Origin of the sequence: Pseudomonas sp. HS-18 (genome assembly GCF_020401845.1) — a bacterium.
In the GTDB taxonomy this organism is placed as follows: domain Bacteria; phylum Pseudomonadota; class Gammaproteobacteria; order Pseudomonadales; family Pseudomonadaceae; genus Pseudomonas; species Pseudomonas nitroreducens.
Genome location: NZ_CP084413.1, coordinates 2,460,445 through 2,474,792 on the forward strand (window position 1 = coordinate 2,460,445; position 14,348 = coordinate 2,474,792).

Genomic DNA, 14,348 nt, shown 5'->3' on the forward strand with positions numbered 1-14,348 from the left:
GTCTCCTATCGGCGTCCGCCGCCACGAGGCGCGCGGGCAGGTCGTTGTACGGCATGCCCGGCGCGCGCCGCCTGCGGGCGGCTGGCAGCGGCGCGGCTGACTTGCCCGCGGTTGGCGAGCTCGCGGGTCTGCCGCGGATTGTTGGCGCCGGCGAAGGCGTTGTTGCGGGGAGCCTGGGTACGGGCGTGCTGCTGACGGGCCTGTTCACGAATTTTCTGGTTGTTCTGCGCCCTCGGTCGCTGCTGGGATTGTGCGTTGCGGCTCTGTGCCACGTTCTCCGCGCGCTGGCGGGCCTGGTTGACGTCACGCGGTTCGCGGTTGGCCTGCTGGGCACGCTGGAGGGCCTGCGGGTTGTCGCGCAGATCGCGGGTCGCAGCCTGGGCGCGCTCACGTGCCTGCTGATTGTTCGCAGGCGGTGCGACTCCCCGCTGGGCCAGGCTTTCCCGCGCGCGAGAGCGCTCCTGCGCCTTGGCCGAGTCGAAGCCACGCATGGCCTCGCGCTGCTCGCCACCGGCAAGCCGGCGGTTGTACTGCTCGCGGCTGCGGGTATCGCGATAGGGCACGCCGTTGCGGTAGGTCGGGTCATGGCGCCAGGCGGTGCGATTGCCGTTGACGGTGCGGTTGCTGTTGAAGTCGCGGTTGACGTTGACGTTCCGGTTGCTGTTGAAGTTGTTGTAATGCTCCACGTCGACGTCGATCTCGTGGTCGTCCCAGTCGCAGTCGCCCCAGAGCGAGCCGACGATGGCGACGCCAGCGCCAAATGCCAGGCCGGTCGCCAGTGCAGTGGCTACCGGGTATTCGGGCGGAGGCGGGTAGTAGACCGGTGGGCTCGACGGATAGGCCCAGGTGCCGTAGACCTGCGTCGGGTTGTAGCTGGGGACGTAGACCACCTGCGGATCGGCCGGCTCGATGATGATGGTTTGCGCCGGCGCCGATTGCTGCACAACCGCGGTACCACCGCTGGGCGCGGGCTGAGCGGGAGCCGGCGACGCCGGTTTAACGGTGACGGTCTGCTGCTCATTCGACTGCAGGTTGCCGGCGGCCTGGGCCTGGCGACGCAGGCGCTGGATGGCGTCCATCACCGCATCAGGCTGGGCCAGGAAGGCATCGCCGACCCGCTGTACCCAGACCGGGTCCTGTCCCAGCGTCGCCAGTACCAGCGGGAAGGCAACCAGCGACTGGACGCTGGGGTCCCATGGCTGATTTGCCACCTGCTTTACGGCGTCGTCGCCACTGACTTTGGGGTTCGCCTTCGACCATGCTGCCGCGTCGGCCACATTGCCAGGATAGGTGGTCGCCATCAGCACCTGCGCCAGCAGAGAGTCGGGATACAGCGCGAGGGGCGCGAGCATCTGGTCCAGTTGCTCAGGGGTGAATACGGCCTGGGACTGTTGCTCTGCAGGGGCAGGGGCGGTGGCTGGTGGCGCGGGCGCAGCAGCCTGGGCCGGGGGCGGCGCTGGCACGGCGGTGGGCTGAGTGTTGGCTGGTGGGCTCGGGTTGGCCGCCTTGGCTTTGGGTGGTTTATCCGAATCGCAACCCGACAGCGCCAGCAAAACGACCAGAACCAGGTACTGACATTCTCGCATGGCGCTCTCCTGTGCCGTTGCAGTGGAATGCCCGCCCCATGACATAGGTCACGGGTAATTCGTGGGTCTGGAGAATGATAGGCGCAGCGGCGAGAAGCTGCCGAAAGATCAACGGCCGGTATGACCGGCCGTCGAGCGGAGAGGCGATGAGTCTCGGAGGGATTACTTCAGGCGGCGCTCGACACCTTTTTCCACCAGGATCTTCGCGGAGATTTCCTCCACCGAGAAATGTGTGGAATTGATGTAGGCGATGTTCTCGCGGCGGAACAGGTTCTCCACCTCGCGAACTTCGAACTCGCACTGGGCGAAGCTGGCGTAGCGGCTGTTGGGCTTGCGTTCGTGGCGGATGGCGGTGAGTCGGTCCGGGTCGATGGTCAGGCCGAACAGCTTGTGCTTGTAGGGCTTGAGCGCATTGGGCAGCTGCAGGCGCTCCATGTCCTCTTCGGTCAGCGGGTAGTTGGCCGCACGGATGCCGTATTGCAGGGCCATATAGAGGCAGGTGGGCGTCTTGCCGCAACGCGAGACGCCGACCAGGATCAGGTCGGCCTTGTCGTAGTAGTGGGTGCGGGCGCCGTCGTCGTTGTCGAGGGCGAAGTTCACCGCATCGATCCGCTCCATGTAATGCGGGTTATGGCCGATGCTGTGGGATTTTCCGACGGAATACGACGAGTCTGAGGATAATTCTTGCTCGAGCGGGGACAAAAAGGTCGAGAAGATGTCAATCATGAAACCGTTGGATTGCGCCAAGACCGAACGGATCTCACGATTGACGATGGTATCGAAGATGATCGGTCTTGCCCCGTCTGCCTCCGCAGCCCGATTGATTTGCTGTACCATGACGCGCGCTTTTTCTTCGGTATCGATGTAAGGTCGCGTCAGTTTGGTGAAGTTGATGTTCTCGAACTGCGCCAGAAGGCTCTGGCCGAGGGTTTCGGCAGTGATGCCGGTGCCGTCGGAAATGAAGAATGCAGTTCGTTTCATGTGCGCTGCGGGCCTTATTAGGTAGGATCGAATCCTGGTTATGATAGGCCCCACGTTTGCAAGGCCCTTTGCCGGGGCATTCTCACCCATTTTTCCGGCTCCGGCCAGAAGGGTGGGGCCGCTCCGACTCGTATGACCTTTTCCAACACTTAGTGGAGAGATCACCTTGGTAGAGTACGTAGTTTCCCTCGATAAGCTCGGCGTCCACGATGTCGAACATGTGGGGGGCAAGAACGCATCCCTGGGCGAAATGATCAGCAACCTCGCCGGTGCCGGCGTTTCCGTACCGGGTGGCTTTGCCACTACCGCCCAGGCCTACCGTGACTTCCTCGAGCAGAGTGGCCTGAACGATCGCATCCACGCGGCGCTCGATGCCCTGGACGTGGATGACGTCAACGCCCTGGCCAAGACCGGCGCGCAGATCCGCCAGTGGGTGATGGACGCCGAGTTCCCCGAGCGCCTCGATACTGAGATCCGCAAGGCCTTTGCCGAGATGGCCGGCAGCAATGACAACATGGCCGTTGCCGTGCGTTCCTCCGCCACCGCCGAAGACCTGCCGGATGCATCCTTCGCCGGCCAGCAGGAAACCTTCCTGAACATCCGCGGCGTGGACAACGTGATCCGCGCGGCCAAGGAAGTCTTTGCCTCCCTCTTCAACGACCGTGCCATCGCCTACCGTGTCCACCAGGGCTTCGACCACAAGCTGGTCGCCCTGTCCGCCGGCGTGCAGCGCATGGTTCGTTCGGAAACCGGCACCGCCGGGGTGATGTTCACCCTGGATACCGAATCCGGTTTCCGTGACGTGGTGTTCATCACTGGTGCCTACGGCCTCGGCGAGACCGTGGTGCAAGGCGCGGTGAACCCCGACGAGTTCTACGTCCACAAGCCGACCCTGGAAGCCGGCCGCCCGGCCATCCTGCGCCGCAACCTGGGCAGCAAGGCCATCAAGATGATCTACGGCGACGAAGCCAAGGCCGGTAAATCGGTCAAGGTGGTCGATGTGGAGAAGGCCGATCGCGCCCGCTTCGCCCTGTCCGACGCCGAAGTGACCGAACTGGCCAAGCAGGCCCTGATCATCGAGAAGCACTACGAGCGTCCGATGGACATCGAGTGGGCCAAGGACGGAGACGACGGCAAGCTGTACATCGTGCAGGCCCGTCCGGAAACCGTGAAGAGCCGTTCCAGCGCCAACGTGATGGAGCGCTACCTGCTCAAGGAAAAAGGCAAGGTCCTGGTCGAAGGCCGCGCCATCGGCCAGCGCATCGGCGCCGGTCCGGTGAAGGTGATCCACGACGTCTCGGAGATGGACAAGGTCCAGCCGGGCGACGTGCTGGTCTCCGACATGACCGACCCGGACTGGGAACCCGTGATGAAGCGCGCCAGCGCCATTGTCACCAACCGTGGCGGCCGTACCTGCCACGCTGCGATCATCGCCCGTGAACTGGGTATCCCGGCTGTCGTCGGCTGCGGTAACGCCACCCAGGCGCTGAAGGATGGCCAGCGTGTGACCGTGTCCTGCGCGGAAGGCGATACCGGCCTGATCTACGAGGGCGAGCTGGGCTTTGACGTTCGTCAGAACTCGGTCGATGCCATGCCCGACCTGCCGTTCAAGATCATGATGAACGTCGGCAACCCCGATCGCGCCTTCGACTTCGCCCAGCTGCCGAACGAAGGCGTGGGCCTGGCTCGTCTGGAATTCATCATCAACCGCATGATCGGCGTGCACCCCAAGGCGCTGCTGAACTTCGCCAGCCTGCCTGCGGCCATCAAGGAAAGCGTCGAGAAGCGCATCGCCGGTTACGACGATCCGGTCGGCTTCTACGTCGAGAAGCTGGTCGAGGGTGTCAGCACCCTGGCCGCTGCCTTCTGGCCGAAGAAAGTCATCGTGCGTCTGTCGGACTTCAAGTCCAACGAATACGCCAACCTGATCGGCGGCAAGCTCTACGAGCCGGAAGAAGAGAACCCGATGCTCGGCTTCCGTGGCGCCTCGCGCTACATCAGCGAATCCTTCCGTGACTGCTTCGAGCTCGAATGCCGTGCGATGAAGAAGGTCCGCAACGAAATGGGCCTGACCAACGTCGAGCTGATGGTGCCGTTCGTGCGCACCCTGGGCGAAGCCTCCCAGGTCGTCGATCTGCTGGCCACCAACGGTCTCAAGCGTGGTGAGAACGGCCTGCGCGTCATCATGATGTGCGAACTGCCGTCCAACGCCCTGCTGGCCGACGAGTTCCTCGAGTTCTTCGACGGCTTCTCCATCGGCTCCAACGACCTGACCCAGCTGACCCTGGGCCTGGACCGTGACTCGGGCATCGTTGCGCACCTGTTCGACGAGCGTAACCCGGCGGTGAAGAAGCTGCTGTCCAACGCCATCCAGGCGTGCAACCGCGCCGGCAAGTACATCGGCATCTGCGGCCAGGGCCCGTCGGACCATCCGGACCTCGCCAAGTGGCTGATGGAGCAGGGCATCGAGAGCGTGTCGCTGAACCCCGACTCGGTCCTCGATACCTGGTTCTTCCTCGCCGAAGGCCAGGCTTGACGTTTCCCTTACCATCCTGAGAAGGGCGGGTGATTTCACCCGCCCTTTTTTGTGCAATAGATTCCATGCAAAGCAGCAGTCAACTCTTTCCCGTCGCGCTCGTGAGCGCCGAACTGCGTGGCGACCTCACCGAGGACGTCTACCGCCTCAAGCCCAATAACAGCCCTGACTCCAGCGTCGAGCTGGCGGTCACCCGTCTCGGCCTTCCAGACGGGCGTCGAGGCGTACCGGTGATTCTGCTGCATGGCAGTTTCTCCAATCGGCGCTTCTGGTTCTCGCCCAAGGGCATCGGGCTGGGTGCCCACCTGGCGCGTGCCGGCTTCGACGTGTGGATCGCGGAAATGCGTGGCCACGGCCTGTCGCCGCGCAACGAGGACTACGACCGTAACCGGGTCGCCGACTACGCGCGCTTCGACCTGCCGGCCATCGCCAATTTCGTGGTCGAGCAGAGTGGCCAGGTGCCGCATTGGCTCGGCCACTCCCTGGGCGGCGTGACCCTCGCCGCCGCCCTGGGTGGTGGTTACCTGGGTGATCAGCAAGCGGCCAGTGCGGCGCTTTGCGGCAGCCAGGTCAGCCGCACCTACTGGCCGCTGAAGTTGCCGCCAGTGGCATGGGGCGGGCGGTTCCTGCTCAAGCGCATGGGCGGCCTGTCCGGGGCCCGACTCAAGCGTGGGCCGGAGGACGAGCCGCTGGGCCTGGCGCTGGAGGCCCTGCACTGGTACAGCCTGTTCGGCCGTTTCGGCGAGAAGGGCAATGACTGGTGGGCCGGGCTGCAGAAAGTCTCCGTGCCGGTTCTGGCGGTCGGCTCCGATGGCGACATCCAGGACCCGGCCTGGGCCTGCCGCAAGCTACTGGAGCAGTTTGGCTCCGAGGTGCGTGAATATCTGCACCTGGGGCGTCGTCAAGGCTTCTCCGAGGATTTCGGCCACGTTGACATGCTGATCAGCAAGGGCGCCCAGCGCGAAGTCTGGCCACAGCTGCAGCATTGGCTGGAGCACGGTTGCCTGCCAGCGGGGCAGGGCGCTCTGGCGCAGGCTTGAGCTTGGCGTGGCAGGGAGTAGACTGTGACGCCATTGCGGCTTTCGGTCACATCCAGGCCTGAAACCCTGGCGGATTTCATCAAGAGGAGCGTCTCCATGCATTACGTCACCCCCGATCTGTGCGATGCCTACCCGGAGCTGGTCCAGGTCGTCGAGCCGATGTTCAGCAACTTCGGCGGGCGGGACTCCTTCGGTGGCGAGATTGTCACCATCAAGTGCTTCGAGGACAACTCGCTGGTCAAGGAGCAGGTCGAGAAGGATGGCAAGGGCAAGGTGCTCGTGGTGGATGGCGGCGGCTCGCTGCGTCGCGCGCTGCTGGGCGACATGCTCGCCGAGAAAGCCGCCAAGAGCGGCTGGGAAGGCATCGTGGTGTACGGCTGCATCCGTGACGTCGACGTGATCGCGCAGACCGATCTGGGCGTGCAGGCACTGGCCAGCCACCCGATGAAGACCGACAAGCGCGGCATCGGCGACCTGAACGTCGCCGTGACCTTCGGCGGCATCACCTTCCGCCCTGGCGAGTTCGTCTATGCCGACAACAACGGCATCATCGTTTCGCCTAAGGCGTTGAAAATGCCGGAATAATTCGAACCTTCCCACAAGGTTTCGAGTCAATGCCGGGAGCGGAAGCTTCCGGCATTTTTCATGGGGCTGCGTTCACACGATCTGGAGCGAGGGGAGAGGGCATGCAGCAGTACGAAAGCGGCACGGAGCGCGGGTTGATCGACGGCTTCGTGCTGGATGGCCATGGTGGCGGTCGGCGGATCACCCGTAGCGAATTGCCGCTGCTGGACCTCAAGCCCGAGGAAAGCCTCTGGGTGCACTGGGATCGCGGTGTGCCCGAAGCCCAGGCCTGGTTACGCGAGTCCAGCGGGCTGAACGAGTTCGCCTGCGACCTGCTGCTGGAGGAGGCGACACGACCGCGCCTGGTGGACCTGGGCGGCGAGCGCCTGCTGCTGTTCCTGCGCGGGGTGAACCTGAATCCCGGTGCGGTCCCGGAGGACATGGTCTCGCTGCGGGTCTATGCCGAGTCGCAACGCGTGATTTCCCTGCGCTTGCGTCCGCTCAAGGCCGTGGCTGACCTGCGCGCCGACCTGGATGCGGGGCGCGGCCCCAAGACCGCGTCGGAAGTCGTCCTCTACCTGGCCCATTACCTCACCGATCGCGTGGATACCCTGATCGGCGGCCTGGCCGACCAGCTTGACGCCATGGAAGAAGCCATCGAGGAGGACGAGCGCAGCATTCCCGATCAGCATCAGTTACGCACCCTGCGTCGACGTGCCGCAGGCCTGCGGCGATATCTCGCGCCCCAGCGGGAGATCTACTCGCAGATGGTCAAGTTCAAGCTGTCCTGGACGGTCGCCGACGACGCCGATTACTGGAACGAGTTGTACAACCGCCTGACCCGCAACCTGGAAGAGCTGGAGCTTGTCCGAGAGCGCATCAGCCTGATCCAGGAAGCCGAACATCGTCGAATTACCGAGCGAATGAACCGCACCATGTACCTGCTTGGTATCATCACCGGCTTTTTCCTGCCCATGAGCTTCGTGACCGGGCTTCTGGGCATCAACGTCGGTGGCATTCCGGGTGCGGATGCGCCGTATGGGTTCGTCGCCGCCTGCCTGTTGATCGGTGGTCTGGCGACATTCCAATGGTGGATCTTCCGCCGCCTGCGTTGGCTCTAGGTGTGACTTTCGAGGTGGTGGGGGCGTCAAGCACCTCACACAGGCGAGGTGCGTATGCACGACCCATTTGAAGAATCCTTGCGCGATCTGCTGCGAATGCCCCCGGAACAGCCGGGCGACGATTCGCGCCTGGACCGCGTGCTCAAGACCGCCAACCGCCAGGTGGGCGCGGGCGATCTGTTCAGCCTGATTGGGCACTGGTTCCAGGCCCTGTCCATCGGCGTGAGCCGTGGCGCCGCACACCTTGCACCCGTCTCGCGCCACGCGCAGAATTCCGCCCCTTCCGCTGACAAGGCCGACTGAACATGCAATTCGACATCTGGACGCAAAGCCTGCTCACCGCGATGAACACCCTGTGGGGCAAGCTGGCCGGGTTCATCCCGAACCTACTCGCCGCACTGGTGATCGTGCTGCTCGGCTTCGTCGTCGCCAAGCTGCTGGACGCGCTGCTTTCCAAGTTGCTCGCCAAGCTCGGCCTCGACCGCCTGATGGCAGGTACCGGCCTGACCAAGCTGCTGTCGCGCGCCGGGATTCAGGTGCCGGTTTCGACCCTGATCGGCAAGATCATCTACTGGTTCGTGCTGCTGGTGTTCCTCGTCTCTGCCGCGGAGTCCCTGGGCCTTCAGCGTGTCTCGGCGACCCTGGACATGCTCGCGCTGTACCTGCCCAAGGTGTTCGGCGCAGCACTGGTGCTGATCGTCGGCATCCTGCTCGCCCAACTGGCCAACAGCCTGGTGCGTGGCGCTGCCGATGGCGTCGGCCTCGAATACTCCAACGGCCTGGGTCGTGTCGCTCAGTGGCTGGTCATCATCATCAGCATCTCGGTCGCCATCGGCCAGCTCGAGGTGAAGACCGACCTGTTGAACTACATCATCGCCATCGTGCTGATCACCATCGGTCTGGCCGCTGCGCTGGCGCTGGGCCTGGGCAGTCGCGAAGTGGCGGGGCAGATTATCGCGGGGATCTACGTGCGTGAGCTGTATCAGGTCGGACAACAGGTGAAAGTGGCGGATGTCGAAGGCATCATCGAGGAAATTGGTACCATCAAGACTATTCTGCTGACAGACGAGGGTGAGCTGGTGTCGATCGCCAACCGCATCCTGCTCGATCAGCGTGTGACCAGTCGCTGAAGATGATGACCGATTGCCGGTCCGGCTTCCCGAAAGCCGCGCCGGACGCTGACTTGACCTGGCCCGACCCGACTTGAACAAGCCGCAACCATTGTCCGTGCGCTATGACCCGCGCCAGCTCACCGATGAGGAGCTGGTGGCGCGTTCTCACGAGGAGCTTTACCACGTGACGCGGGCCTACGAAGAACTGATGCGCCGCTACCAGCGCACGCTGTTCAACGTCTGTGCGCGCTACCTGGGCAACGACCGGGACGCCGATGATGTGTGTCAAGAGGTCATGCTCAAGGTGTTGTATGGTCTGAAGAACTTCGAGGGCAAATCGAAGTTCAAGACCTGGCTGTACAGCATCACTTACAACGAGTGCATAACCCAGTATCGGAAGGAGCGGCGCAAACGCAGATTGCTCGATGCGCTGAGTCTGGATCCAGTCGAGGAGGCATCTGAAGAGAAGTCTCCGAAAGTCGAAGAACGGGGTGGGCTAGACCGCTGGCTAGTTCATGTCAATCCCATTGATCGGGAAATCCTAGTCCTTCGATTTGTAGCTGAACTGGAGTTCCAGGAGATCGCCGATATCATGCACATGGGGCTTAGCGCCACGAAAATGCGCTACAAGCGTGCACTCGATCGAATGAGAGAAAAGTTTTCCAATGTGACGGAATCTTAGTCGGGGAAATATTGTCTCTCTGTTTGGGAAGTTCTGATAAACTTGCCACCCAAGTTGTACGGCCTATGGTTGGACAACTTATTGACCACCAAGATGGGGATTTAACGGATGAAACTGAAGAACACCTTAGGCGTCGTAGTTGGCTCGCTGATCGCCACCGCCGCTGTCAACGCGTTCGCTCAAGGCCAGGGCGCCGTCGAAGTCGAAGCTTTCGGCAAGCGCTACTTCACCGACAGCACCCGCAACATGAAGAACGCCGACCTGTACGGCGGCTCGGTCGGCTACTTCCTGACCGACGACGTCGAGCTGGCTCTGTCCTACGGTGAGTACCACGACGTACGTGGCACCTACGAGACCGGCAACAAGAAGGTCCATGGCAACCTGAGCACTCTGGACGCCATCTACCACTTCGGCACTCCGGGTGCTGGCAACCTGCGTCCGTACGTTTCCGCCGGCGTTGGCCACCAGAGCCTGACCAACATCAACTCCGACAACGGTGGCCGTCAGAACCTGACCATGGCCATGATCGGCACCGGTCTGAAGTACTACTTCACCGAAAACTTCTACGCCAAAGCCAGCCTCGACGGTCAGTACGGCCTGGAGAAGCGTGACAACGGTCACCAGGGCGAGTGGATGGCAGGCCTGGGCGTTGGTATGAACTTCGGTGGCGGCGCCAAGCCGGCCCCGGCTCCCGAGCCGGTTGCTGAAGTCTGCTCCGACTCCGACAACGACGGCGTCTGCGACAACGTCGACAAGTGCCCGAACACCCCGGCCAACGTCACCGTTGACGCCAACGGCTGCCCGGCTGTGGCTGAAGTCGTTCGCGTTCAGCTGGACGTGAAGTTCGACTTCGACAAGTCCAAGGTTAAAGAGAACAGCTACGCTGACATCAAAAACCTGGCTGACTTCATGAAGCAGTACCCGTCCACCTCCACCACCGTTGAAGGCCACACCGACTCCGTCGGCACCGACGCCTACAACCAGAAACTGTCCGAGCGTCGTGCCAACGCCGTTCGTGACGTACTGGTCAACGAGTACGGTGTTGAAGGCGGCCGCGTAAACGCTGTTGGTTACGGTGAGTCCCGTCCGGTTGCTGACAACGCAACTGCCGAAGGCCGCGCTGTTAACCGCCGCGTAGAAGCCGAAGTAGAAGCTCAGGCCAAGCAGTAATCGGTCCGAGCTCCTGAGAAAAACCCGGCCTAGGCCGGGTTTTTCTTTGCCTGCAGGAAAGTGAGGCTCAGGCGCTACGGGCTAGTGTTGCCTGCTGCGCAGCGGCTGCGACTTCGCCGACCACCAGGATTGCCGGGCTCTTCAGGGCGAAGTGCTGGGCGTCTTCCAGCATGTCGCCCAACTGGCTGCGGTATTCGCGTTGGGCGGGCAGGGATGCGTTCTCGATCATCGCCACTGGTGTGCAGGCAGCCATGCCGCCTTCGATCAGCCCGTCGCGGATTTCCGCCAGTTTCGCCACACCCATGTACACCACCAGGGTCGTCCCGCCTTCGGCCAGGGCTCGCCAATTCAGCGGACTATCGTCCTGGGTGTGGGCGGTCACCAGGGTCACTCCACGGCTGACGCCGCGTAGCGTCACGGAAATGCCGCATTGGGTAGCGGCTGCCAGTCCGGCGGTGATGCCATTGATCAGTTCGCATTCGATTCCCCTTGCCTTGAGCCAGTCTGCCTCTTCGCCGCCACGGCCAAAGATGCACGGGTCGCCGCCTTTCAGGCGCGCCACGCGGCGACCCTGCCTTGCGTAGCGCAGCATCAGGCGGTGGATGAAGTCCTGTGGTGTGGAGCGGCAGCCGCCGCGCTTGCCGACGGAAATTACCCGCGCGGACGAGCAGTGCTCCAGCACGGCGGGATTCACCAGGTCGTCGATCAGCACCACCTCGGCCTGGGCCATGGCGCGGACGGCCTTCAGGGTCAGCAGATCCGGGTCGCCGGGACCGGCGCCGATCAGCCAGACTTTTCCACTCATGTCGTTTCCCTCAGGCTGCCTTCTTCGCGGCTCGCTTCAGGCGGTCGCCGCCAGCGGCTTGCGGGCCAGCAGGCGCTTGATTTCCGGTACGCAGGAGCCGCAGGCGGTCCCGCACTTGAGTTCGCATTTGAGGCCTTCCAGGTCCAGGCCCTGGTCAATGCCGGCTTGTATGCGGCGTTGGCTGACGTTCAGGCAGTTGCACAATGTCTTATCCGCGGCCGCCCCAGCATTGCCAGGGGCGGCGCTGAGCGGGGCGAGCAGCCAGCGGCGCAGCTCCTGGTCGGCGCGGCCTTCTTTCCACAATTCGCGCAGCCAGGCGCGGGCGGCGGTTTCGCCGGCCAGGCGCAGCGAGACAATTCGCGATTGTTCGATACGCACGCGTTTGCCGACGGTGCGGCGCGGGTCGTCGTAGGCCATGACCGGGCCATCGGACAGGCCGAGCAGAGTATCGATGCGGGCCAGCCACTCCGCGCTGGGTGCCTCGACGTGCGCAGCGCGGATCACCAGTGCCGGTCGCTCGCGGCCGGTGGGGCTGAAGCTGGCGTAGCGCAGGTCTTCGAACAGCGGGCGCAAGGCATCGAAGCGCTTCTGCACCTCGCCTTCCACCAGGGCGAAGAACTGCCAGGGCAATTCGATTCGACTGACCTCGACTGTGGCGTGCTTCAGTTCGGGTTGGCGTGATAGCGGGTCCACGGCAGGCAGGGTCAGGACGTTGATGCCGAGCCCCTTGAGATAGCGGTCGCCCCAGTGCATGGGCAGGAAGGCCTGGCCGGGGCGCAAACGCTCGTCGGCCTGCACCGGCAGCACCAGTTCACCGCGGCGGCTGTGCAGACGGACCAGTTGGCCGTCGCTGATGCGCCGGCGGCGCAGTTCGTCCGGGTGCAGCCCGAGCACGGCTTCTTCGACGTGGCCGAACAGTTGCGGCGCGGTGCCGGTGCGGGTCATGCCGTGCCACTGATCGCGCAAGCGGCCAGTGTTGAGGATCAGCGGATAGCGCGCATCGCGCTTCTCCTTCGGTGCGCGATAGGGTTCGGCAATCAGCCGGGCGCGCCCATGGATGGTGGGGAACTGTCCGTCGCCATACAGGCGCTCGGTGCCGAGCAGCGCGCCGGGGCGGAAGGGCCACTGCTGCGGACCATGGGTGTCCAGCAGCGCGTAGTCGATGCCGGAGAGGTCTAGGTCGCGCTTACCGGTCAGCAGCTTGTATTCGTCGAATAGCGCGGACGGCGATGTGAAATCGAACAGGCTGGGCTCGCCGGGACGCAGGTGTTGCTCCAGGCGGTGGGCGAAATCGCAGACGATGCTCCAGTCCGCCCGGGCCTCACCGATGGCGGGAACGGCCGGGCGCACGTGGCTGATGCGGCGTTCGGAGTTGGTCACCGTGCCTTCCTTCTCGCCCCAACTGGCGGCCGGCAGCAGCAGGTCGGCGTACTGGCAGGTCTCGCTGCTGGTGAAGGCTTCCTGGACGATGATGAAGGGGCAGGCGGCCAGGGCTTCGCGCACGCGAGTCTGGTCCGGCAGTGATTGGGCCGGATTGGTGCAGGCGATCCACAGGGCCTTGATGCGGCCGTCGCGGACCGCATCGAAGAGTTCGATGGCGCTCAGGCCGGGATTTTCCGGGAGCTTTTCGACTCCCCAGTAAGCGGCGACTTCCGCGCGGTGTTCGGCGTTCGAGGCTTCGCGGTGTCCGGGCAACAGGTTGGACAGGCTGCCGGTTTCGCGGCCGCCCATGGCGTTGGGCTGGCCGGTGAGGGAGAAGGGGCCGGCGCCGGGGCGGCCGATTTGCCCGGTAGCCAGGTGCAGATTGATCAGCGCGCTGTTCTTGGCGCTGCCGGCGCTGGACTGGTTGAGCCCCATGCACCAGAGCGAGAGGAAGGCGGGCGCCTGGCCGATCCACTGCGCGGCACGTTGCAGGTCGCCCACGGCGATGCCGCAGATTTCCGCCACGGCCAGCGGGCCGTAGTCGCGCACCAGTGCTTTCAGCTCATCCAGGCCCTCGGTGTGGGTGTCGATGAAGGCGCGGTCGATCCAGCCTTCCCAGAGCAGGATGTGCAGAATGCCGTGGAACAGCGCGACGTCGGTGCCGGGCAGGATCGCCAGGTGCAGATCGGCCGACTCCGTGGTGTCGGTGATGCGCGGGTCGATGACGATCAGCTTCATTTCCGGGCGTCGCGCGCGGGCTTCTTCCAGGCGGCGGAACAGCACCGGGTGGGCGTAGGCCATGTTGCTGCCGGCGATCATCACGCAGTCGGCCAGTTCGATGTCCTCGTAGCTACAGGGCGGGGCGTCTGCGCCGAGGCTGCGCTTGTAGCCGACCACCGCCGAGGACATGCACAGGCGCGAGTTACTATCGATATTGTTGGTGCCGATCAGGGCGCGGGCCAGCTTGTTGAAGGCGTAGTAGTCCTCGGTGAGCAACTGGCCGGACACATAGAAGGCCACGCTATCCGGCCCGTACTCGCGGATGGTTTCGGCGAAAACGCCAGCGGCGTGTTCCAGCGCCGTATCCCAGTCTGTACGGCTACGAGCCAGGCCCTTGCCCAGGCGCAGCTCGGGGAACTGCGCGCGGGCATCTTCATCGCCGGTGAGGTGCAGGGTCGAGCCTTTGCTGCACAGGCGGCCGAAGTTGGCTGGATGCTGCGGGTCGCCCTGTACGCCCAGGATGCGCTCGTCGTCGTGTTCGATCAGTACGCCGCAACCTACGCCGCAGTAACAGCAGGTAGATGCGGTGGTGCGACGGTTGTTGGTCAT

12 protein-coding genes are annotated in these 14,348 nt (G+C 63.8%); 8 read left to right on the forward strand and 4 right to left on the reverse strand.

The window, feature by feature from the left end; translation table 11 throughout:
* Window positions 1-5: 5 nt before the first annotated feature.
* The gene (locus LDJ84_RS11550; RefSeq protein ID WP_065084148.1) at window positions 6-1,586 is read right to left on the reverse strand and encodes a DUF3300 domain-containing protein; all 1,581 of its coding nucleotides are present in this window, start codon (window positions 1,584-1,586) and stop codon (window positions 6-8) included.
* 162 nt (window positions 1,587-1,748) lie between these two features.
* On the reverse strand, window positions 1,749-2,567 hold the full coding sequence (locus LDJ84_RS11555; RefSeq protein WP_017516884.1) for a pyruvate, water dikinase regulatory protein: 819 nt from the start codon (window positions 2,565-2,567) through the stop codon (window positions 1,749-1,751).
* Window positions 2,568-2,733: 166 nt separating this feature from the next.
* Here LDJ84_RS11555 and ppsA point away from each other — a divergent pair, with 166 nt between their 5' ends.
* From ppsA to LDJ84_RS11595, 8 genes are all read left to right on the forward strand, one after another.
* The gene (gene ppsA / locus LDJ84_RS11560; RefSeq protein WP_226046338.1) at window positions 2,734-5,103 is read left to right on the forward strand and encodes a phosphoenolpyruvate synthase; all 2,370 of its coding nucleotides are present in this window, start codon (window positions 2,734-2,736) and stop codon (window positions 5,101-5,103) included.
* Between the two features lie 65 nt (window positions 5,104-5,168).
* Complete coding sequence (locus LDJ84_RS11565; protein WP_226046339.1) at window positions 5,169-6,143, forward strand: alpha/beta fold hydrolase; 975 nt, start codon at window positions 5,169-5,171, stop codon at window positions 6,141-6,143.
* Window positions 6,144-6,239: 96 nt separating this feature from the next.
* The gene (rraA, locus tag LDJ84_RS11570) at window positions 6,240-6,728 is read left to right on the forward strand and encodes a ribonuclease E activity regulator RraA (protein WP_024765711.1); all 489 of its coding nucleotides are present in this window, start codon (window positions 6,240-6,242) and stop codon (window positions 6,726-6,728) included.
* Window positions 6,729-6,829: 101 nt separating this feature from the next.
* Window positions 6,830-7,828, forward strand: a complete 999-nt coding sequence (locus tag LDJ84_RS11575) for a zinc transporter ZntB (RefSeq protein ID WP_024765712.1) — start codon at window positions 6,830-6,832, stop codon at window positions 7,826-7,828.
* Between the two features lie 54 nt (window positions 7,829-7,882).
* Window positions 7,883-8,131, forward strand: coding sequence for a hypothetical protein (locus tag LDJ84_RS11580; RefSeq protein ID WP_037010426.1), 249 nt, complete (start codon window positions 7,883-7,885; stop codon window positions 8,129-8,131).
* A 2-nt stretch (window positions 8,132-8,133) separates the two neighbouring features.
* On the forward strand, window positions 8,134-8,958 hold the full coding sequence (locus tag LDJ84_RS11585; RefSeq protein ID WP_024765714.1) for a mechanosensitive ion channel family protein: 825 nt from the start codon (window positions 8,134-8,136) through the stop codon (window positions 8,956-8,958).
* A 73-nt stretch (window positions 8,959-9,031) separates the two neighbouring features.
* Window positions 9,032-9,622: an RNA polymerase sigma factor SigX gene (gene sigX, locus LDJ84_RS11590; RefSeq protein WP_037010424.1), complete on the forward strand. Its 591-nt coding sequence runs from the start codon at window positions 9,032-9,034 to the stop codon at window positions 9,620-9,622.
* Between the two features lie 108 nt (window positions 9,623-9,730).
* A complete protein-coding gene (locus tag LDJ84_RS11595; RefSeq protein WP_024765716.1) occupies window positions 9,731-10,792 on the forward strand; it encodes an OmpA family protein in 1,062 nt (353 codons plus the stop codon).
* A 67-nt stretch (window positions 10,793-10,859) separates the two neighbouring features.
* On the opposite strand, the gene cobA is transcribed toward LDJ84_RS11595, so the two are convergent.
* The gene (gene cobA / locus LDJ84_RS11600; protein ID WP_024765717.1) at window positions 10,860-11,597 is read right to left on the reverse strand and encodes a uroporphyrinogen-III C-methyltransferase; all 738 of its coding nucleotides are present in this window, start codon (window positions 11,595-11,597) and stop codon (window positions 10,860-10,862) included.
* Window positions 11,598-11,633: 36 nt separating this feature from the next.
* Window positions 11,634-14,348 carry a nitrate reductase gene (locus LDJ84_RS11605; protein WP_226046340.1) on the reverse strand — a complete coding sequence of 905 codons (2,715 nt, stop codon included), beginning with the start codon at window positions 14,346-14,348 and terminating at the stop codon, window positions 11,634-11,636.

Coding starts and splice junctions, on each gene's coding strand:
- cobA (WP_024765717.1), bottom strand. CDS start 11,597: ATGAGTGGAAAAGTCTGGCTGATCGGCGCCGGTCCCGGCGACCCGGAT.
- LDJ84_RS11565 (WP_226046339.1), top strand. CDS start 5,169: ATGCAAAGCAGCAGTCAACTCTTTCCCGTCGCGCTCGTGAGCGCCGAA.
- LDJ84_RS11605 (WP_226046340.1), bottom strand. CDS start 14,348: ATGACCAACAACCGTCGCACCACCGCATCTACCTGCTGTTACTGCGGC.
- LDJ84_RS11550 (WP_065084148.1), bottom strand. CDS start 1,586: ATGCGAGAATGTCAGTACCTGGTTCTGGTCGTTTTGCTGGCGCTGTCG.
- rraA (WP_024765711.1), top strand. CDS start 6,240: ATGCATTACGTCACCCCCGATCTGTGCGATGCCTACCCGGAGCTGGTC.
- LDJ84_RS11585 (WP_024765714.1), top strand. CDS start 8,134: ATGCAATTCGACATCTGGACGCAAAGCCTGCTCACCGCGATGAACACC.
- LDJ84_RS11555 (WP_017516884.1), bottom strand. CDS start 2,567: ATGAAACGAACTGCATTCTTCATTTCCGACGGCACCGGCATCACTGCC.
- LDJ84_RS11580 (WP_037010426.1), top strand. CDS start 7,883: ATGCACGACCCATTTGAAGAATCCTTGCGCGATCTGCTGCGAATGCCC.
- LDJ84_RS11575 (WP_024765712.1), top strand. CDS start 6,830: ATGCAGCAGTACGAAAGCGGCACGGAGCGCGGGTTGATCGACGGCTTC.
- LDJ84_RS11595 (WP_024765716.1), top strand. CDS start 9,731: ATGAAACTGAAGAACACCTTAGGCGTCGTAGTTGGCTCGCTGATCGCC.